This is a genomic window from Xanthomonas euroxanthea, assembly GCF_900476395.1.
Lineage (GTDB): Bacteria > Pseudomonadota > Gammaproteobacteria > Xanthomonadales > Xanthomonadaceae > Xanthomonas > Xanthomonas euroxanthea.
In genome coordinates, this window is the sequence record NZ_UIHB01000001.1 from 371134 (window position 1) to 390381 (window position 19248).

Consider the following 19248-nt stretch of genomic DNA (forward strand, 5'->3'; position numbering starts at 1 on the left):
GCGGATGAGGGCATACCGGTACTGCCACTCGCATGCAGGCACCGCCGATACACGCAGCTGACGCCGTGTGTTTCCCTTCTCCCGCCTGCGGGGGAAGGTGTCCGCAGGGCGGATGAGGTGCCACTCGCATGCAGGCACCGCCGATAACACGCAGCTGACGCAGTGCGTCTCCCTTCTCCCGCTTGCGGGAGAAGGTGCCCGCAGGGCGGATGAGGGCAACGTCCACCCAGTACAATCACATCTGCTCTTTCAGGCGACACCGCAGCATGCAGTTGATCGATATCGGCGCCAACCTCACCCACGACTCCTTCGACCGCGACCGCGACGCAGTGCTGCAACGCGCACGCGAGGCAGGCGTTGCGCAGCTGGTGATCACTGGCGCCAGCCGGGAACATTCGCCGCTGGCCTTGCAGCTGGCCCAGCAGCACCCCGGATTCCTCTACGCCACCGCCGGTGTGCACCCGCACCACGCAGTGGAATTCACCGCCGAATGCGAGGCCGAAATGCGCACGCTGCAGGCGCATCCGCAGGTGGTGGCGGTGGGCGAATGCGGGCTGGATTATTTCCGCGATTTCGCCCCGCGCCCGGCGCAGCACAAGGCCTTCGAGCGCCAGCTGCAATTGGCCGCCGACAACGGCAAGCCGCTGTTCCTGCACCAGCGCGAGGCGCACGACGATTTCCTGTCGATCATGCGCAGCTTCGATGGCCGCCTGGGCCCGGCCGTGGTGCATTGCTTCACCGGCACCCGCGAAGAACTGTTCGACTACCTGGACCGCGATTACTACATCGGCATCACCGGCTGGCTGTGCGACGAGCGGCGCGGTGCGCATCTGCGCGAGCTGGTGCGCAATATCCCGGCCAACCGGTTGATGATCGAGACCGATGCGCCCTACCTGCTGCCGCGCACGCTCAAGCCGATGCCCAAGGACCGCCGCAACGAGCCAAGGTTCCTGTCGCATATCGTCGAAGAACTCGCGCGCGATCGTGGCGAGGACGTGGCGCTGACCGCGGCCAACAGCACGGCCGCCGCGCGGGCATTCTTCCGTCTGCCCGCGCCTGCAGCCGCGGCATGACGTGCGCGGCGTGGGCAATCACGCCGCCAGCAACTCCCAGCCCTGCGCATCGCGCAGGCGCAGCCCCGGTTGCGGTGCATCCACGCTGACCCGCACACCGCTGGCCCACGGTAGCTGCCGTTGCTGCGGAAACCAGCGGCGTGCCTGATCGACCACGATCAACAAGCCATCATCGTCGCCCAGCGCGGCAAAGCCCTCGACCGCCGGCGCAAATGGCCGCACGCCGAAGTGATGGGCGACGCTGCTGGTCACCACCGCGACATCGTTGCTGGGCAGCCCGATCTCGCTCAGGCACAGCAGTTCTTCGCCGTGGAACGCGCCGTCGCCGGTGACCACGTCCTGCACGGCCTGGCGCGCGATCAACTCCAGCACCGCGCCATCGGGGCCGGCGAAATACACCGAGTGCGATTGCCATACGCCATCCAGTCGAAACTCCCGGCGGCCGTGTGGATCGGCAAGCAGGTTGCTGCGCGCGCCGATCCACTGCGCAGCGGCGTCGAAGCGCGAGGGCGCCACGTTGAACGCCAGATGCACACTGCCCACCGGCTGCTGCGCCTGCACACATTCCAGCGTGCTCCAGCCGATGCGAACGCTGTTGCCGTGTTGCGGCAGCTGCAGCACGTCGCGATAGAAGCGCAGGCTGAGGTCGGGGTCGAGGCAGGGCAGCAACAGGTGACGAAGATGCATGGCAGGCGCAGGTGGTGGAAGAAGCGGGCATTGAACGACCTCAATCGCGGTTGAGGTCAAGCCATGTGTTCGAATTCTGTAGAGCATCTGCCAGCGATAGCGAGGCGCGTGATGTCTATGGCAGAGGCTTCAGTCGCGATGATGTCTGCAGGCCAGCCGCATCGTGCGCATGCGCACTTCTACAAGATCAGCGGTCGCTTGTGTGGCTGACAGGGTGTGTTAGTCAGATGTCGGCTCAAAAAAGCCAGCGCTAGAGCCGGTGGTGAGGAACGCGACCCAGCAACGTAAGCCTGCCTGCGTGTAGGAGCGCACTCGTGCGCGAGGGCGTTTCCGGGACAGCCACATCGCGCCTAGGTGCGCTCCTACAACAGCCGCGGTGCGTTCGCTGTTATTGGCGCAACGCAACCTCGCTTAAAGCACTTCCGCCAGCGCCCACAGATGCCGGACCAGCGGCGCGGTGTCCAGGGCGCCCGGCGACACCGCCAGCGCGAGCCTGGCCAGCGGCATCTGGCCTTCGATCTCCAGATAGCGCACGCCGGGCAGTTGCAGCTGGGCGGTGGAGGCGGGCACCACCGACACGCCCAGTTCGGCGGCGACCAGATTGACGATGGACGACATCTGCGGCGCTTCCTGGGTGATGCGCAAGGTCACGCCGGATTGCCGGCAGGCGGCGAGGATCTCGTCGTACAGGCTGGAACCGAAGCTGCGCGGGAACAGGATGAACGGCTCGCCCGCCAGCGCCGCCAACGGCGCGCTGTTGCGGGCGGCCAGCCGATGCGCGGTGGGCACGGCGATCTTCATCGGCTCGTCGGCAAAGCGCAGCAGTTGCAGGTCGGGCGGCGTGCTCAGGCCGTAGCGCACGAAGGCCGCGTCCAGGCGGCCTTCGGCCAGGGCCACCAGCAGCCCGGCGGTATTGGTTTCTTCCAGCAACAGCTCCACCCGCGGCCATTGCCGGCGAAAGTCGCGGATCAGATGCGGCACCACCGGATTGAACGCGGCCGAGGCGGTGAAGCCCAGGCGCAGCCGGCCGGATTCGCCACGCGCCACCCGCCGCGCGGTTTCTGCGGCGCGCTCCACGTCGGCGAGCACGCGGCGCACCTCGACCAGGAAGGCCTCGCCGGCCGGGGTCAGCTCGGCGCCGCTGTGGGTGCGCCGGAACAGCGGCGTGCCCAGATCGCGTTCCAGCGCCTGGATCTGCTGGCTCAACGGCGGCTGGCCGATCCCCACCCGCGCTGCGGCCCGGGTGAAGTTGCCCTCTTCGGCGACGGCCAGGAAATAGCGCAAGTGGCGAAGTTCCATGCTATCTGTCCTGCATATGGCAACTGCCAGCATCATATATTGGACAGGGGGTCGTAGCGGGCGAATACTCGCCGTCCCTGTCTCGATGCTGCGCCCGTGTCCTCTCCTGATCGCCGCGCCGGCAGCTCGCCGGGCACGCACGCCGGCCTTGCCGACGCACCCGCCGCCGACGCGCCCGCCAGCGGCCGCATCCGGCTGGCCTTGTTCCTGGCCGGCTTTGCCACCTTCTCGCTGCTGTACAGCGTGCAGCCGGTGCTGCCCGAGTTTGCGCGCGCCTTCGGCGTGGACGCGGCCACCGCCTCGCTGCCGTTGTCGCTGGCCACCGGCGCGCTGGCCCTGGCGATCTTCTGCGCCGGCGCGGTGTCAGAGAACCTGGGCCGGCGCGGGCTGATGTTCGTGTCGATCGCGCTGGCCGCGCTGCTCAACCTGCTCGCCGCGTTTCTGCCGCACTGGGGCGCGCTCGTGCTGGTGCGCACCTTGTCCGGTATCGCGCTGGGCGGGGTGCCGGCGGTGGCGATGGTGTACCTGGGCGAAGAGCTGCCGGCCAACAAGATGGGCGCGGCCACCGGTCTGTATGTGGCCGGCAATGCCTTTGGCGGCATGAGCGGACGCATCGTGATGAGCGTGCTGACCGATCACTACGACTGGCGCACTGCACTGGCGATGTTGAGCGTGTTCGACCTGCTGTGTGCGTTGGCATTCTTCTGGTTGCTGCCGCCGTCGCGCAACTTCGTGCGCCGGCACGGCATCAATCTGCGCTTCCATCTGCGCGCCTGGGCCGGGCATCTGCGCGACCGCAACCTGCCGTTCCTGTTCGCGCTGCCGTTCCTGCTGATGGGGGTGTTCGTGTGCCTCTACAACTACGCCGGCTTCCGGTTGGGCGGGCCGGAATTCGGCCTGAGCCAGAGCCAGATCGGCATGATCTTCAGCGCCTATGTGTTCGGTATCGTCAGTTCGTCGGTGGCCGGCGCGGCGTCGGATCGCTTCGGGCGCGGCCCGGTGGTCAGCACCGGTATCGTGCTGTGCGTGCTCGGCGTGGCACTGACCCTGGCGCATGTGCTGGCGCTGGTGGTGGCCGGCATCGTGCTGCTGACGATCGGCTTCTTCATTGCGCATTCGGCCGCCAGCGCGTGGGTGAGCCGGCTCGGCGGTGCGCACCGCAGCCATGCCGCATCGCTGTATCTGCTGGCGTACTACGCCGGCTCCAGCGTGATCGGCGCGCTCGGCGGCTGGTTCTGGCAGCACGGTGGCTGGGGCGCCCTGGTCGGCATGTGCCTGACCTTGCTGGCGCTCGCCTTCGCGGCGGCCTACGTGCTGCGCCAGCGCGCCGACGACGCGCGGCCGTACGGGCGCTTTGCGCCGCATCCCGCACGCGGCGAGTGATGCGGAGCGCCCGGCGCGAGCATCCGGGAACCACCGAGGCCGATATGGACGCCAGCTGCGCGTAGCATGGGCGTGCCCGGCATGCGGGTGGTTGGCTTGGTGGATTCGGGATTCGTGATTCGTGATTCGTAAAAGCTTGCGCGCGCGGTTGCCGGTGGCAGCGCTTGTGGTGCGAGCCGCATCCGGGCGCGAGCTGTGATGCCTTGGTGTGGGCGGCCGCGTCTGTGAAAAAAACTGCCGCGCACGCGTCGATGCGCGGCTAGGGAGCGGGCTTGCGGCCTTTGCGCTGTGTTGCAGGAGAGGGTGCATACGTGGTCTGCGCCGCCCCTTGTGCAAGGGTTTCCAGCAGGCGCGCACGTCGCCGCTCCAGGTCGGCCAGCTGGCGCTCGATCAGCTGCAGGCGTGCCCGATGCGCCTGCGCGGTTTCCGGGCACATCTGCGCGCCTTCCACCAGGCGCATGCAATCAGGAAAGCCGCGAATGTCGTCCAGGCTGAAGCCGGTGGCGATCAGCCGCTGGATCTGCCGCACCTGTGCAACGCAGGACCCGGGGAACACCCGGTAGCCATTGGCGCTGCGCGAGGACGTCAGCAGTCCATGCGCGTCGTAGTGACGAAGCGAGCGCACGCTGGCGCCGGTCTGCAGCGCCAGTGCGCCAATGCTCAGCGATGGTTCGGACGAGGTAGCCATGCGCCCAGCATACGTCGCACGCAAGGCTTGACCCTCACATTGGTGTGAGGCTCGAGGATGCTGGCTCCCATTGTCTGGAGCTCACCCCGATGCCTGTTCGCTTGCTTCCTGTCATTGGCCTGTTGCCGATGCGCCACGTGCTGGCTTGCCTGCTGCTGCTCTCTTCGACCTTGGCTGCGGCGGGCCCGGCGGCCATCCCTGCGTCCCGCAGCTACACCGTCACCGCACCCGACGGCGTGGCCCTAGCGGTGCAGGAGCATGGCGCCGTCGATGGCCCGGCAATCGTGTTTGTGCACGGCCTGCTCGGTAGCCGCATCGACTGGGACGCGCAGCTGGCCGATCCGCGCCTGCAAGGCTATCGGTTGATCACCTACGACCTGCGCGGGCATGGGCTGTCCGGCAAACCGGCGGCAGCGTCCGCGTATCAGGATGGCGCGCTCTGGGCCGACGACCTGGCTGCCGTGTTGAAGACCGCCAACGCGCGCGATGCGGTGCTGGTCGGTTGGTCGCTGGGCGGTGCGGTGATCACCAACTACCTCACCCGCCACGGCGACGCAGGTCTTGGCGGCGTGGTGTATGTCGACGGCGTGATCGAACTGCGCGCGCAGCTGCTGGGCGCGCATCCGGCGGTCTATCGTGATCTGGTCTCCGACGACCTGCGCACGCATCTGCAGGCGGTGCAGGAGTTCCTGCGGTTGTGCTTTGCCACCCAGCCGCCCGCGCCGGTGTTCGAGACCTTGCTGGCCAACGCGGCACTGGCCTCGTGGGACATGCAGCGTGCCGTGCAGGGCATGTCGATCGACGTTGCCGGCCTGCAACGCACGCAGCTGCCGGTGTTGCTGCTATACGGCGCAGGCGATGCACTGGTGGCCACCGCGCCGACACTGGCGCGTGCGCGGCAGCTGCAGCCGCGTGCGCAGACCGTGCTGTATCCCGACGCCGGGCACGCCCCGTTTCTGGAAGACAGCCCGCGCTTCAATCAGGATCTGCTGCGCTTTGTCGAACAGGCCGCCAACGCCCACTGACGCGGCGTGACGCACGCGCGATCCGTATGGTGCGCTGTGCTGCCTGCGCGGCGCCCGTTGCCGCCGCGCAGGTCGGCACGCCGATGGCGGCATACCCATGTCGCCATCGGCGGTTACAGCGTGGGCGACCTGCCGGCAGGTGCAGATCCGGTGGCCGGGTCGTACTGCGGATGGCTCGGGTCCATGCTGCGCGGCAGCGTGGATGTTTCTGGTTGCAGCGCGCTTTCGCGCCAGGCGCGCACCAGCAGGTCGCGCAGCATCGCCGCGCCATCGCCGGCAGTGCGATAGACCATCGCGCGGCCGTCGCTGCTGGAGGCATCGTCGAACGCGCCGGCCTTTTCCAGGCGATAGACCTGCTCGACACGGGCGGTGCCCACGTCGAGAAAGTCCAGGATCTGCTCGAACACATCGCCCTGCTGATGCGCCAGGGCCGGCATGCGGCGCAGCAGGTCCTGCGGGGTCAGCGCAATCTTGTCCACGTAATCGCTCTCGAACTTGCCGTGCACCTTCGGGTCGGTGCTGTAGCCGTTCGGGTTCGGCCCCTGCCAGCCGTCGTGGTGGATGCTGTCGTGCTGCGGCTGCGCGCCATCGCCGATGTAGTGCGCGAACCAGCTGACATAGAACGCGCAGGTGCGTTCGAGTTCGCGGGAGTCCTGGCCCTTGGCACGCAGCGCGCGGAGTTGCCGCATGGTCGCCACGATGCGTTGGTAGCCTTCGGTGGCCGCGTACGGCAAGGTGCCGGCCCAGCGTACGTTCATGCGCTGCGCCCGTTGCGGGTCGCTGCTGGCGATGCGCCGCTGTTCGTCATACAGCGCCAGCACGAAGGCGTAACGCGAGCGCGGCGGGTGTTGCATGAAGGCGAACTGCTCGCGGAACCAGCCGTGGTTGGGGTCTTCTTCGATCTTGAGAAATGGCTCGCTCTCGCTGCGCCAGCCGTCCGGCAGCGTGGCGCCGTCGGCAATCACCTGCACATATTGTTTGAGGAAGACCGGGCCGTCGTCGGGCAGTGCCTGCACGGCGGCGCTGTCGATGGCCGCGTGTGCACGGTGGCCCCAGGCGGCGGCATTGCCGGAACAGGTCGCTGCCGCAAACAGCAGCGCACAGGCAAGAGGGGAAGGTGTCATGGCAGTCCTTGTGGCCTGCAGCGCGTACGCCACGCTGCAGGCGATGGATCGGGAAGTGGAGCGCTGGTAGCGAGGCTGCGACACCCCGGACGTCGGTGCACTCAGAAGTGGTAAGTCACCACCAGCCGCGAGTTGCGCTCGTAGATCGGGCGGCCGTAGATCGGTTCGCGCGTGCCCTGGCCGGAGATGGTGTCGGTGCGCGGGTTGCCTTCGGTCAGCGCAAAGGTGTTGGTCAGGTTGTCGACCGACAGCTGCACATCCCACGGCCCGTTGCGCACCAGGATGTTGGCCGCCAGGGTGTCGTAGGCGGCCAGCTCGGTGGTGTTCTCCAGGTCGGCGTAGCGCTTGCCGACGTAGGCATAGCGCAACGAGGTTTCCCAGTCGAACGCACCGGTGGTGAAGTACAGCGTCGGGCCCGCATTGCCGTACAGCTTTGGCTGGCGGTTGGGCATGTTGCCGTCCACGTTGACCACGGCCACTGCGCCATTGGCCACCACTTCGGTCAGGTCGGACACCTTGGTGTCGTTGTAGGTCAGGTTGGCATCCAAACGCAGCCACTGCGCCGGCGTCCACACCGCTGCCAGTTCGATGCCGGGGTTGGTGACGCTGCCGCGGTAGTCCTTGGATTCGGCCGCGCCGGTCTGCGGGTTCACCGCGCTGGTGCCGATGTTGTATGGGTCGTACTTGGTGTAGAAGGCGGTGGCGAACACGTCCAGGGTGTCGAAGTTGAGCTTGGTGCCGAGCTCGAACTGGTCGGCGGTGGGGATGTTGACATTGCCTTCGTTGGCGCCCTCGCTGGGCGCGCGGTGCGCACGCGAGGCGCGGCCATAGATGCCGACCGTCGGGTTGATGTCGTAGTTGAAACCCGCGGTCCAGTTGGTCACGCCCACGTCCAGCGCGGTGTGCGCGCGGGCCCCGGTGAACAGGCGCGCGGCATCGTCGGCCAGGGTGTCGGCCATGCCCAGGTTGCCGGTGCTGCGCAACATGCTCCAGGCGCGGTAGCGGTAGCGCTCGTGACGCACGCCGCCTTCCAGGCGCAGCTTGTCGGTCACCTGCCAGGTGTCGGCGATGTAGGGCGCCAGCATGCTGGTGTAGGCCTTGCCTTGAGTGCGGTCGGCGCCATAGATCACCACGCCGTCCTTGGTCACGCCGCCGACCACGTTGCCGGCCGCGTCGTAGCCGAGCAGGTCGATGGTGCGCGGGTTCTGCCGCATCTCCAACAGATAGCTCTGGTAACGCGAATTGTAGGAACGCGCGTAGTAGGCGCCGTACACGCCCAACGTGATGTCGTGGGTGTCGCCGCCCCAGTCGAAGCGGCGATGCAGGCGCAGGTCGTCGGCAAACGAATCGGCACGCACGTTCATGGCGCGGTACTGGCCCTGGATCACCAGGCCGTCGGTGCTGGCCGGATCGAAGCGGCTGCCATCATCGGTGTAGACGTAGCCCAGCGATGTCAGGCCGGGAAACGCGGCGCTGGCGGCAGCGCGGCGGCTGTTGGCATACGCGCTGGCGTCCTGCGGCGCATTGCTGGAATACAGCGCGTCGAAGGTCATGTCCAGGCGATTGACGATGGCCTTGTTGGACAGGCTCCAGCCATTGTCGAAGGCCAGGTCCAGGTTCGCGCCCAGATGGTTGAATTTCATGTGGCGGCCATCGGACAGGTCGCGCAATTCGCGCTGCGGCGCGCCGTCGGCATCGCTGGACACGATGCTGGCGCGCTTCAGTTGCGCAGTGCTCAAGGTGCCGGTGAAGCGGTCGATCAACGGGTCCAGCGAACGCGTGGTGTCGCGCGGGTCGTACAGCGGGATCGGCATGTAGAACGCATTCTTGTCGTCCAGATGCTTGGCAGTGAAGGTGATCTTGCCGTGGTCCAGCGTGTGCGTGAGGTTCATGCGGAACTGCCCGCCCTCGTCGGCCGGAAAGTCCACGTCGCGGTAGCCGTCGTTGCGGCGCACGAAGCCGCCGGCAGCCAGATACCAGCCGTCGGCCAGCTTGCCCGACCAATAGCCGTCGAGCCGGTACAGCCCGGTGTCGCCGACAGTGGTGCGCACTGCGCCTTCGGGCGTGTCGCCGCCCTGGCGGGTGACGAAGTTGACGATGGCCGCGGCATTGGAGGCGAAGATCGGCGAGGGCCCGCCGCGCACGGTCTCCACCGATTCGACCATCAGGTCCGGGCGCACCAGGCCTTCGGTCTTGTAGAAGTAGCCGTTGTTGTCCGGGTAGGGGCTGATGCCGTCTTCCTGGATCACCGCAAACGAGCCCTCGTCGGGAATGCCGCGGATGCGGTAGACGTTCTGCACTTCGCCGCCGGTGGATTCGGCATAGATGCCCGGCATCGAGCCGATCAGGCTGGCGAGGTTGAGCGGGGCCAGCTTGTCGATCTGCTCGGCGGTCAGCGCGGTGATCGCATACGAGGCGTCGAACTGGTTCTGGGCCTGGCCGGCGCCGGTGACGATCATCCGGTCCAGCGAGAAGATGCCGTCCTCGCCCTTGCGGGTGGCAGGCGTGGCGGGCGCGGCTTCCTGCGCGAGCGCGGGGGTGGCCAGGGTCAGTGCCAGCGCGACGACGAGCGGACGACGCGACACGGCACGACGCACTCCGGAGCGCGTCCGGGTGTGGGTATAGGGCATGGCAGGGATGGGGGCAGCGGGGGAGCTGCACACTGTCGCTGTGCCATGTTTCCGCAGCGTTGCGTGTGCACCGGATCACGCTAACTGCGTGATCCGGCACCACGATTTGTGACGTTGCGCCCGCTTTTAAGCGGTTTCAACCGTACGTGGCAGAGGGTAAAGGCATCGAGCGCGGCCGGCGTCGGCGATCAACGCCACCGGGGCGGAGCTGGACGAGGCGCTTCCTTGGAATCAGGCAGAAGGCCCCCAGACTATGTGCCATCCATCCGTGTGGACATTCGCATTCGTGAGCACCTCCCTGCCCCTGCCCGCACCGCGTAAAGCCCCGCAGCAAGCGCGTTCGCGCGCCACCGTGGAGGTCATTCGCCAGGCCAGCATCCAGGTGTTGGTGGCCGACGGCCTGCAGGGCTGCACCACCACGCGGGTAGCCGAGCGCGCCGGCGTGTCGGTCGGCAGCGTGTACCAGTACTACCCGAATCGTCAGGCGATGTTGATCGCGCTGCTGCAGTGGCATCTGCAGACGGTGATCGATGCAGTGGAGCTGGCCTGCGCGCAACAGCACGGGCGCACGCTTGCGCAGCAGTGCCAGGCGCTGGTGCGCGCCTTCGTGCAGGCCAAGCTGCAGCATGTGGAGGTGTCGCGTGCGCTGTACGCCATTGCCGAGCTGCATGGTGGCGCCATCCTGGGCGCGCAGGCGCGCCGGCGCTCGCAGCAGGCGTTCGCCGCCGCGCTCGCCACCGCCTCGGATGTGCGCTTCGACGATTGCCAGGCGGTGGCCGAGATCGGCATGGCGGCCATCACCGGGCCGTTGAAGAGCTTGCTCGAGGATGGCGCGCCGGCTGTGCGGATTGCGCCGCTGCAGGCGCAACTGGTGGTGTTGCTGCACAGTTACCTCATGGCCACCGGAGTTGCACGATGACGGCGTCACCTGTGCAGGACGGCAACCCGCTGCAGGACTTCATCGAACGCCACCGGCGCCTGTTCGTGCTCACCGGCGCCGGGTGCAGCACCGATTCGGGCATCCCCGATTACCGTGATCTGCAAGGCGGCTGGAAGCGCCCGCAACCGGTGACGTTCCAGGCCTTCATGGGCGAGCTGTCCACGCGGCAGCGCTACTGGGCGCGCAGCCTGGTCGGCTGGCCGCGCTTCGGCCTGGCGCGGCCCAACGCCACCCATCACGCACTGGCCGCACTGGAAGCGCGCGGCCAGCTGGAAGTGCTGCTGACGCAAAACGTCGACCGCCTGCACCAGGCGGCCGGCAGCCAGGCGGTGATCGACCTGCATGGCCGGCTCGATGTGGTGCGCTGCGTGGGCTGCGAGCGGCGCATGCCACGTACCGATTTCCAGCTGCTGCTCGAACGGGCCAACCCAGGCTGGGCCGACCTGGACGCGGCGCAGGCGCCCGATGGCGATGCGGACCTGGACGATGTGGCCTTCGACCATTTTGCGGTGCCGCCGTGCCCGGTGTGCGGCGGTGTGCTGAAGCCGGATGTGGTGTTCTTTGGCGAGAACGTGCCGCGCGAGCGTGTGGAGCGTGCATTTGCGCATCTGCAGGCGGCCGATGCGGTGCTGGTGGTGGGCTCGTCGCTGATGGTGTATTCGGGTTTTCGTTTCGTGCAGACCGCTGCACGCAACGGCCTGCCGATCGCCGCGCTCAACTTCGGGCGCACCCGCGCGGACGAGCTGCTCAGCCTGAAGGTCGAACAGTCGTGCGCGCAGGCGTTGGCATTCCTGCACGCGCCGTTCGATCCGTTGCTTGCACGCAGCGTCGATGACGCCAGTGCGCGCTCGGCATGACGCAGTGATCCATCGCAGCGGTTGTGCCCACGCGCGCGGCGCAGTGCAATGGGCACCCCCGTGTCATCTGTGGATGCCCTCTTGAGCCAGCTGTTCTCTCCCATTCGCTTCGGTCCGCTTGCGCTCGCCAACCGGATCGTCATCGCCCCGATGTGCCAGTACTCCGCGCAGGACGGCCGCGCCAGCGACTGGCACCGCATCCATCTGGGCACCTTGTCGCAATCCGGTGCCGGCCTGCTGATCCTGGAAGCGGCCGCGGTGCAGCCGCAGGGGCGCATCTCCTATGCGGACCTTGGCCTGTACGACGATGCCACCGAGCAGGCACTGGATGAGGTACTGCAATCGGTGCGGCGCTGGTCGCCGATGCCGATCGGCATCCAACTGGCACACGCCGGGCGCAAGGCCTCCACCGATCTGCCGTGGAACGGCGGCGCGGCGATCGCGCCGGATCACGCGCATGGCTGGCAGACCGTGTCCGCATCGGCGCTGGCGTTCGGTGACGGTCAGCCGCTGCCGCAGGCATTGGACGATGCCGGCATCGATGCGGTGGTGCAGGCCTTTGTCGATGCGGCGCAGCGCGCCGAACGGCTGGGCCTGGCGCTGATCGAACTGCATGCCGCGCACGGGTATCTGATGCATCAGTTCCTGTCGCCGCTGAGTAACCAGCGCAGCGATGCGTATGGCGGTTCGCTGGAAAACCGCATGCGGCTGACGCTGCGCATCTTCGATGCGGTGCGCGCGGCGGTGTCGGACAAGATCGCCATCGGCGTGCGCATCTCGGCCACCGATTGGGTGGAGGGCGGCTGGGATGTCGAGCAGAGCATCGCCTTGTCCAAGGCGCTGGATGCGCGCGGTGCGCACTACATCCATGTCTCCAGCGGCGGGCTGGATCCGCGCCAGCAGATTCCGGTGCAGGCGGGCTACCAGATTCCGTTTGCGCAACAGATCAAGGCGCAGGTCGACACGCCGGTGATCGGCGTGGGCCTGATCACCGAGCCGGCGCAGGCCGAGGCGATCCTGCAGGACGGCCAGGCCGATGCGATCGCGCTGGCGCGCGGCATCCTGTACGACCCGCGCTGGCCGTGGCATGCGGCCGCTGCACTTGGCGCCTCGGTCACACCCGCGCCGCAATACCTGCGCTGCGAGCCGCGTGAGGCGCGTGGCGTGTTCGCCAGCTGATTAACGCGGGGAGTGGTAAAGAAGCAGAGCGTGCGGTGTCTGGATTGCCGCTCTTGACGCAAGATCGAATAAGGAAAACAGATGCCGATAGGATTTCTGGGCTTGGGCACGATGGGCCTGCCGATGGCGCACAACCTGCTGCGCGGCGGGTTCGAACTGAGTGTGTGGAACCGTTCGCCCGGGCGCGCGCAATCGCTGCGCGAGGCCGGCGCCACGGTGGTGGATGCACCGCGCGACGCCGCGCATGGCCCGCTGCTGTTTTCGATGCTGGCCGACGACAACGCGGTGCGCGCGACCCTGCTGGAGCATGGTGTGCTGGACGCGCTGCCGGCGGGCAGTGTGCACGTCAACATGGCCACCATCTCGGTGGCATTGGCGCACGAGTTGACCGCCCTGCATGCCGAGCGCGGCGTGGCCTACGTGGCCGCACCGGTGCTTGGCCGCGTCGATGTGGCCGAAGCCGGCAAGCTCAACATCCTGGCCGCCGGCGACGAGGCAGCGTTGGCGCGCGTGCAGCCGATGTTCGACGTGCTCGGTCAACGCACCTGGGAGATCGGCCGCACCCCCGAGCAGGCCAATGCGGTCAAGCTAGCGGCCAACTTCTGCCTGGCCAGCGCGATCGGCGCCATGGCCGAAGCCAGCGCGCTGGCACGCGGCCACGGCGTGGACGCCACCCAGTTCCTGGGCATGCTCACCAGCACCCTGTTCGCCGCACCCGCGTACCAGGGCTATGGCCGCCTGATCATGCAGCGCGCCTATCTGCCGGCCGGCTTCACCGCCACCCTGGGGCGCAAGGACGTGGACCTGGCGATCCAGGCCGGCGCCGACAAGCAGGTGCCGATGCCGCTGGGCGAGTTGCTGCGCGCCGGCCTGGACGAGGCGATCGCCCATGGCGACGGCAACGCCGACTGGGCCGTGCTGGCAGAGGTATCGGCGCGGCGGGCAGGGCAGGCCTGATCGCCGCATCCGCAAGGCGGAGCTAGCCCCGCTCTCGGCGAGGCGGGAAGGCACCGCTTGCGCGTCACTGGCGTGCGTGCCTTGAAGCGCCCGCGCTCCGGCGCGGGCAGGGGGCGCGGAGCGGGGGTCAAGGTGAGGGTACGGGGCGAAGCCCATGCAGCAGATGTCGCATGCTGTCAGCGACATCTGCTGCACACGCTCAGGCCGCTTCGCTTCAAAGCAGCACAGCCCATCTCTCACTCACCTAAACATGCAGCAGACCTTCTAAAATGCCGGCTCGTGACAGCCGCCGCTCCAGGGAGGATGCGATGCGACACCTGCATATCACGCTCGGTTCGACCGGGCGCACACCGCGCGCACTGCGCTGCGCCGGTGGTAGACGATGACCGCCGCACCGGTCGTCGACCAGGGCCCGGTGGGCCCGGACCATCCCGAGCATCCGGACCACTATCTGTTTGCGCAGATCCGCGAAGCGGTGGCCGTGCTCGATGCCGAGTTGGACAAACCCACCGACGAGGCCAGTGTGCGCATGGCCGCGCGCCTGCTGCCGCTGGCCAAGCAGCATGGCTTCGACCAGGTGGATTACGTGGTGCTCAGCCGGCACGTCGGCGAGGTGGGCGAGAATGTGTTCCTGGTGCGTGGCGAACTGGCCGACCCCGCGCATCTGCGTGCGCACATCACCACCCAGGAAGCGATGGAGACCTCGGTGGAGGCATCGATGGCGCAACTGGATGACATCAACCGCCGACTGATGCTGCGCCTGCCGCCGCGCTGAGCCGCACGGGAAAGTTACGGGCGCAAGCACTGCGCCCGCAGCCGGGTGCATTGGCTATCATTGCGCCGATGCGCTCCGACTACATCCTCACCCTGTCCTGCCCCGACCGCACCGGCATCGTCTATCGCGTGACCGGCCTGCTGTTCGACCTGGCCTGCAACATCCTCGACGCACAGCAGTTCGGCGACGACGAGAGTGGCCGTTTCTTCCTGCGCGTGCACTTCGACAAGCCGCCGGGCACCGAGATTGCCGGGCTGGAACGCCGCTTTGCGCAGCTTGCCGAGGAATTCCAGATGGACTGGCAGCTGCACGATGCGCGCCGTCGCGCGCGGCTGCTGGTGCTGGTGAGCAAGCAGGGGCATTGCCTCAACGATCTGCTGTTCCGCATGCACAGCCGGCAATTGCCGGTGGATATCGCCGCCGTGGTGTCCAACCACGCCGATTTCGCGCCGCTGGCCGCCTCCTACGGCATCGCCTTCCACCATCTGCCGGTGAGCGCCGACACGCGCGCTGCGCAGGAAGCGCAGCTGCTTGCCCTCATCGAAGCGCTGCAGATCGATCTGGTGGTGCTGGCGCGCTACATGCAAATCCTGTCGCCGGCGTTGTGCCGCGCATTGGCGGGGCGCGCGATCAATATCCATCACAGCTTCCTGCCCAGCTTCAAGGGCGCGCAGCCGTATCACCAGGCGCACGCACGCGGGGTCAAGATCATCGGTGCCACCGCGCACTACGTCACCGAAGACCTGGACGAAGGCCCGATCATCGAACAGGACGTGGCGCGCGTGGATCACGCGATGACGCCGCGCGACCTGGTGCGGCTGGGGAGCGACACCGAATCGCTGGTGCTTGCGCGTGCGGTGCGTCGCCATGTCGAACACCGCATCGTGCTCAATGGCCATCGCACGGTGGTGTTTCGCTAGCACCCTCGCATATCCCCACGGACGGTCGCAGCACGCGCAGTGGAGCAGTGCGCAGGCCACACCCGGCCCGCGAACGCGCCGGCCTGGCGCCACCGTCGCACTCGGTTCGCCGCTCCCTTCTGGAATTGCCTGCATGTCGCTTGTCCCCGGCTCCAGCGCTCGCGCGCAACAGCACGCCACCCGCGCGGCGTTCTTCATTCCCGGCTTTGCTGCCGCGATCTGGGCGGTGCTGGTGCCGTTTGCCAAAGCCAGGACCGGCGTGGACGATGGCGCGCTCGGCCTGATCCTGTTGTGCCTGGGGGCAGGCTCGTTTCTGGCGATGCCGCTGGCCGGTGCCTTGTCGGCCCGCTTCGGCTTCCGTGCGGTCATGGCGGTGACGGCGGCGCTGATCTGCATCAGTCTGCCGCTGCTGGCCGTTGTCGCCAATCCGTGGATGCTGGGCGCGGTGCTGTTCGCGTTCGGGGCCGGCGTGGGCGCGATGGATTGCGCGATGAACATGCAGGCGGTGGTGGTCGAGCGCGATGCCCGGCGCGCGATGATGTCCGGATTCCATGCGTTCTTCAGCATCGGCGGTTTCGTCGGTGCCGGCGCGATGACCTTGCTGCTGTCGGCACGGGTTTCCCCGCTGAGCGCAGCGCTCGCCGGGGTGATCGCCATGCTCGTGGTCGGCGTGCTGTCGGTGCGCCATTGGCGGACCGAGCGCGTGGCGCAGCAGGGGCCGTTGCTGGCCCTGCCCAGGGGCATCGTGTTGTTCATCGGCATCCTGGCGTTTGTGGTGTTTCTGGCCGAAGGCACCATCCTGGACTGGAGCTCGGTGTTCCTGGCCGATGTGCACCAGGTTGCCCCGAGCACCGCCGGCGTGGGCTATGTGGCGTTTGCATTGACCATGACGGTGACGCGCCTGCTCGGCGATGCGGTGGTGGAGCGCCTGGGGCGCATCCGCTCGATCGTGGTGGGCGCGCTGCTGGCCAGCGCCGGCTTCCTGGTGCTCACGCTGGTGAGCCCGTGGCAGGCCTCGCTGGCCGGTTACGTGCTGGTCGGCCTGGGCTGCGCCAATATCGTGCCGGCCCTGTTCTCGCTGGCCGGCAACCAGACGCGCATGCCGGAGAGCATCGCCATCACCGCGGTCACCACCCTGGGCTACGCCGGCATCCTGGCCGGGCCGGCGCTGATCGGTTTTGCCGCGCATGGCATCGGCCTGGTCGGCGCCCTGCTCGGTGTCGCGGTGTTGATGGTGGGCGTGGCGGTGTCGACGCGTTGGTTGAGGGTGTGAGTGTGCTGGGTCACCGACCTGCAGTCGGTGACTCTTCGGCAATGCGTGTCGCGCGCAGGCACGCTTCTACGAAGGGCGGGGTGCAGGCTCGTCAATGTCGTCGTCGGGACCGTGCAGCCCGTGCAGGCGGTGGATGGCGGGCAGCGCGGTGTGCGCTGCCCGCATCACGCGGACCTCGTCGCAGCGCGGGCTTGTCCGCCTACCTTCGTGGGAGCCGAGGCGGCAGGCCGCATCGGAACCACCACGCACGCATGTACGGCGTGCGTGGTGGGCGGCCACGGACCCTGCAATGGATGCCGCATCACTTCGCGGCGTTGGCGTTCATCACTGCATTGCGGCTGGCATCCAGGTACTGCGCCGGGTCGCGCATGCCTGTGGTGTGGCATTGCCCAGTGGTGTGGCCGCGATTGACGCCGCCCGGCAGCTGCGCGTTGACCTGCTCCACGGTGCCATCTTCCGGGTCGTTCAGTACCAGGTCCGAGGCCGCGTTGCAGTAGTCGTTGGTGTACCAGTTGGTCTTGGCGAACGAGGTCGTGTAGTAGTTGACCTTGGCGCGCGCATCGGCCGGAATACCGGCCAACCAGGCTTTGGCGCCGTCGTAAGTCATGTCGGTATTGGTGCCGCAACCCACGCCGAACCACGAGCCCACCGCCGCCAGAATGCCGGACAGATTGGTGCCCTGGTACGGCGTGCCGACCGACTGCATCACCCGCCCACCTGTGGCGTTATCCAGCCCGCTCCAGTAGTAGGTGTACAGATGCAGCGCGGCCATGCCGCCCTGGCTGTGCGCCACCGTCGCGAACGAGGACCACTGACTGGCGAACTGCGCCAAGCGCTGTGCGAACTGGTCGTTGCTGCGGTTCTGTTTGGCATCGAGGAACGAGGACGCATTGGTGAACTGCGCCTGCGGCCACACGCCGTTGGAGCAATAGCCGTGCACCAGCACCAGTTGCGACCCCGCGGCCTGCGGTTGCGCCATCGCAGTGGCACGGGCCAGCGTCGTCGGACGTGGCCCCATGCGCATGCTTTCGTCGATCGCGGCGGCAGAGCGCGCGATGCTGGCGCGGCGCAACGCAGGCAGCTGCAACGGCAGCGTGTCGGCCTGTACCAGCGGGATGTAATGGTCCGGGTCTTCGATGCGCAGCCCGCGCAGCGTAAACGGCGCACGCGCGCCCGCACGCGCGACCCAGCGTTCGTCCAGGCTCAACGGCAGCTGGCCTTGCTGCGGCGTCAGCATGCCGCCGATCCATGCCACCGGCACCTGCCTGCCCTTGGCATCGGTGCCCCAGACCTGGCCGAACACGCGGTAATGCGACGGGGCCTTGCCGCGTGCGGCGATGGGCAAGGCAATGTTGAGCCGTGTGCCGTCGGCCGCACGTGCGCTCAGGGCATTGCCGAGCAGGCGCAGCGAGGTGTCCAGCACCGGCAACACGTGCTCGCTGGTCCGCACGAATGGCTGCCCGGCCTGGTCGTGACCGCGCACCATCACCTGCGCAATCCAGGTGCCTTCGGCTGTCGGTTGGAACGTGCCGCCATACACGCCGTCGCCGGCAGCACCATCGTCGTGTTGCCCGTCGTCTGCCATCGGCACCGTGCGGATGCCTCCTTGCGGATCGATCACGCGCAGGCTCGCTGTGTCGATCTGCCCGGCCTGTGCGGCAAGCAGGGTGGCACCGCGCGCATCGTTGCCGCTGAGCAGTGCGTTGAGCGTCAGCGTCTGGCCGACCTGCTGCCGGCGATGGCGCGGGTACGAGGCCAGCTGCGTGCGTGCATCGCCTTCCATCAGCACATAGCCGCGTTGCGCCACCGGCGCTGCCGATTGCAGGGTCAGCGACCACGCTCCGTTCTGCGCCGATTCCACCGCGTAGCGCATGCCGCTGGTGCCGCTTTCTGCGGTGCCCAGCAGCGTGCGCTGCGCCTGCAGTTGCGGAGCAACGGCGGCCGCGCGCGCGCCGGCAATGCGTGGTGCAGTCACCGCCGCCTCCCACGGCTGGTCACCGGCCAGCACCATGAAACGCAGATGGCCGTTTTCCACCGGCAGCGTGCCTTGCCAGCGTGCGGAGTTGCCGGCCGGCGTCAGTTCCACCGGCAGCAAGGCGCTCTTGGACAGAATCGCCGACTCGGCCGGGTCGGGTGCGCGCATCTGCCCGAACTCCTCCGGTGGGCCAGCCAGTTGTTTGGGCTGCAGCTCGGCCGCGGCAAGCGGCAGGGAAACCAGCGACAGGGTGCACAGCAAGGACAACAGCGACGGCTTCGGCATGGCGACATCTCTCCTTGAACGTTGCAGAAGCGATGCCGTCGCGCAGTGCAACGACACCGGATGCAGCGCCCCCTCGCCGCGATTCGCCGATGGTTATACCGCGCCCGTGTGACAGGTCCGCTGTGCGCTGCAGCACCCGGCGCGCCGCAAGCACAGCGACAGAAATGAAAGATTCCAG

Annotated in this window: 16 protein-coding genes; 10 read left to right on the forward strand and 6 right to left on the reverse strand. The window is 67.8% G+C overall.

The window, feature by feature from the left end; all coding sequences use genetic code 11:
* Positions 1-266: 266 nt before the first annotated feature.
* Positions 267-1073: a TatD family hydrolase gene (locus CPBF1521_RS01580; protein ID WP_115675691.1), complete on the forward strand. Its 807-nt coding sequence runs from the start codon at positions 267-269 to the stop codon at positions 1071-1073.
* 18 nt (positions 1074-1091) lie between these two features.
* Here CPBF1521_RS01580 and CPBF1521_RS01585 read toward each other — a convergent pair whose 3' ends face one another.
* Together CPBF1521_RS01585 and CPBF1521_RS01590 are read right to left on the reverse strand one after the other, a co-directional pair.
* A complete protein-coding gene (locus CPBF1521_RS01585; RefSeq protein ID WP_104649560.1) occupies positions 1092-1760 on the reverse strand; it encodes a VOC family protein in 669 nt (222 codons plus the stop codon).
* A gap of 411 nt (positions 1761-2171) precedes the next feature.
* A complete protein-coding gene (locus CPBF1521_RS01590) occupies positions 2172-3059 on the reverse strand; it encodes a LysR family transcriptional regulator (protein ID WP_115675692.1) in 888 nt (295 codons plus the stop codon).
* A gap of 96 nt (positions 3060-3155) precedes the next feature.
* On the opposite strand from CPBF1521_RS01590, the gene CPBF1521_RS01595 reads away from it, so the two are divergent.
* On the forward strand, positions 3156-4442 hold the full coding sequence (locus CPBF1521_RS01595) for an MFS transporter (protein WP_201798616.1): 1287 nt from the start codon (positions 3156-3158) through the stop codon (positions 4440-4442).
* Positions 4443-4701: 259 nt separating this feature from the next.
* Here CPBF1521_RS01595 and CPBF1521_RS01600 read toward each other — a convergent pair whose 3' ends face one another.
* Complete coding sequence (locus CPBF1521_RS01600; RefSeq protein ID WP_115675693.1) at positions 4702-5130, reverse strand: MerR family transcriptional regulator; 429 nt, start codon at positions 5128-5130, stop codon at positions 4702-4704.
* Positions 5131-5219: 89 nt separating this feature from the next.
* On the opposite strand from CPBF1521_RS01600, the gene CPBF1521_RS01605 reads away from it, so the two are divergent.
* Positions 5220-6155 carry an alpha/beta fold hydrolase gene (locus CPBF1521_RS01605; protein ID WP_115675694.1) on the forward strand — a complete coding sequence of 312 codons (936 nt, stop codon included), beginning with the start codon at positions 5220-5222 and terminating at the stop codon, positions 6153-6155.
* Between the two features lie 113 nt (positions 6156-6268).
* Here the strand turns inward: CPBF1521_RS01605 and CPBF1521_RS01610 are convergent, their stop codons facing one another.
* Both CPBF1521_RS01610 and CPBF1521_RS01615 read right to left on the reverse strand, forming a co-directional pair.
* Positions 6269-7279 carry a phospholipase C/P1 nuclease family protein gene (locus CPBF1521_RS01610; protein ID WP_115675695.1) on the reverse strand — a complete coding sequence of 337 codons (1011 nt, stop codon included), beginning with the start codon at positions 7277-7279 and terminating at the stop codon, positions 6269-6271.
* Positions 7280-7380: 101 nt separating this feature from the next.
* Positions 7381-9864, reverse strand: a complete 2484-nt coding sequence (locus CPBF1521_RS01615; RefSeq protein WP_235858378.1) for a TonB-dependent receptor — start codon at positions 9862-9864, stop codon at positions 7381-7383.
* Between the two features lie 343 nt (positions 9865-10207).
* Here CPBF1521_RS01615 and CPBF1521_RS01620 point away from each other — a divergent pair, with 343 nt between their 5' ends.
* The 7 genes from CPBF1521_RS01620 (at position 10208) to CPBF1521_RS01650 (ending at position 16810) form a co-directional block, all read left to right on the forward strand.
* On the forward strand, positions 10208-10828 hold the full coding sequence (locus tag CPBF1521_RS01620) for a TetR/AcrR family transcriptional regulator (protein ID WP_115676474.1): 621 nt from the start codon (positions 10208-10210) through the stop codon (positions 10826-10828).
* On the forward strand, positions 10825-11706 hold the full coding sequence (locus tag CPBF1521_RS01625) for an NAD-dependent protein deacetylase (RefSeq protein ID WP_115675696.1): 882 nt from the start codon (positions 10825-10827) through the stop codon (positions 11704-11706). The genes CPBF1521_RS01620 and CPBF1521_RS01625 overlap by 4 nt, the downstream gene beginning before the upstream one ends.
* Before the next feature lie 60 nt (positions 11707-11766).
* Positions 11767-12885: an NADH:flavin oxidoreductase/NADH oxidase gene (locus CPBF1521_RS01630; RefSeq protein ID WP_181901067.1), complete on the forward strand. Its 1119-nt coding sequence runs from the start codon at positions 11767-11769 to the stop codon at positions 12883-12885.
* Positions 12886-12966: 81 nt separating this feature from the next.
* Positions 12967-13842: an NAD(P)-dependent oxidoreductase gene (locus tag CPBF1521_RS01635; RefSeq protein WP_104583896.1), complete on the forward strand. Its 876-nt coding sequence runs from the start codon at positions 12967-12969 to the stop codon at positions 13840-13842.
* A 382-nt stretch (positions 13843-14224) separates the two neighbouring features.
* Positions 14225-14617: an XVIPCD domain-containing protein gene (locus CPBF1521_RS01640; protein ID WP_104583895.1), complete on the forward strand. Its 393-nt coding sequence runs from the start codon at positions 14225-14227 to the stop codon at positions 14615-14617.
* Positions 14618-14685: 68 nt separating this feature from the next.
* Entirely contained in the window at positions 14686-15537 is an 852-nt protein-coding gene (gene purU / locus CPBF1521_RS01645) for a formyltetrahydrofolate deformylase (protein WP_164739953.1), read from the forward strand.
* A gap of 133 nt (positions 15538-15670) precedes the next feature.
* Positions 15671-16810: an MFS transporter gene (locus CPBF1521_RS01650; protein WP_115675698.1), complete on the forward strand. Its 1140-nt coding sequence runs from the start codon at positions 15671-15673 to the stop codon at positions 16808-16810.
* A gap of 301 nt (positions 16811-17111) precedes the next feature.
* On the opposite strand, the gene CPBF1521_RS01655 is transcribed toward CPBF1521_RS01650, so the two are convergent.
* On the reverse strand, positions 17112-19070 hold the full coding sequence (locus CPBF1521_RS01655; protein ID WP_181901068.1) for a choice-of-anchor X domain-containing protein: 1959 nt from the start codon (positions 19068-19070) through the stop codon (positions 17112-17114).
* Positions 19071-19248 lie beyond the last annotated feature (178 nt).

Coding starts and splice junctions, on each gene's coding strand:
- CPBF1521_RS01580 (WP_115675691.1), top strand. CDS start 267: ATGCAGTTGATCGATATCGGCGCCAACCTCACCCACGACTCCTTCGAC.
- CPBF1521_RS01585 (WP_104649560.1), bottom strand. CDS start 1,760: ATGCATCTTCGTCACCTGTTGCTGCCCTGCCTCGACCCCGACCTCAGC.
- CPBF1521_RS01590 (WP_115675692.1), bottom strand. CDS start 3,059: ATGGAACTTCGCCACTTGCGCTATTTCCTGGCCGTCGCCGAAGAGGGC.
- CPBF1521_RS01600 (WP_115675693.1), bottom strand. CDS start 5,130: ATGGCTACCTCGTCCGAACCATCGCTGAGCATTGGCGCACTGGCGCTG.
- CPBF1521_RS01605 (WP_115675694.1), top strand. CDS start 5,220: ATGCCTGTTCGCTTGCTTCCTGTCATTGGCCTGTTGCCGATGCGCCAC.
- CPBF1521_RS01610 (WP_115675695.1), bottom strand. CDS start 7,279: ATGACACCTTCCCCTCTTGCCTGTGCGCTGCTGTTTGCGGCAGCGACC.
- CPBF1521_RS01625 (WP_115675696.1), top strand. CDS start 10,825: ATGACGGCGTCACCTGTGCAGGACGGCAACCCGCTGCAGGACTTCATC.
- CPBF1521_RS01635 (WP_104583896.1), top strand. CDS start 12,967: ATGCCGATAGGATTTCTGGGCTTGGGCACGATGGGCCTGCCGATGGCG.
- CPBF1521_RS01640 (WP_104583895.1), top strand. CDS start 14,225: ATGACCGCCGCACCGGTCGTCGACCAGGGCCCGGTGGGCCCGGACCAT.
- purU (WP_164739953.1), top strand. CDS start 14,686: ATGCGCTCCGACTACATCCTCACCCTGTCCTGCCCCGACCGCACCGGC.
- CPBF1521_RS01650 (WP_115675698.1), top strand. CDS start 15,671: ATGTCGCTTGTCCCCGGCTCCAGCGCTCGCGCGCAACAGCACGCCACC.
- CPBF1521_RS01655 (WP_181901068.1), bottom strand. CDS start 19,070: ATGCCGAAGCCGTCGCTGTTGTCCTTGCTGTGCACCCTGTCGCTGGTT.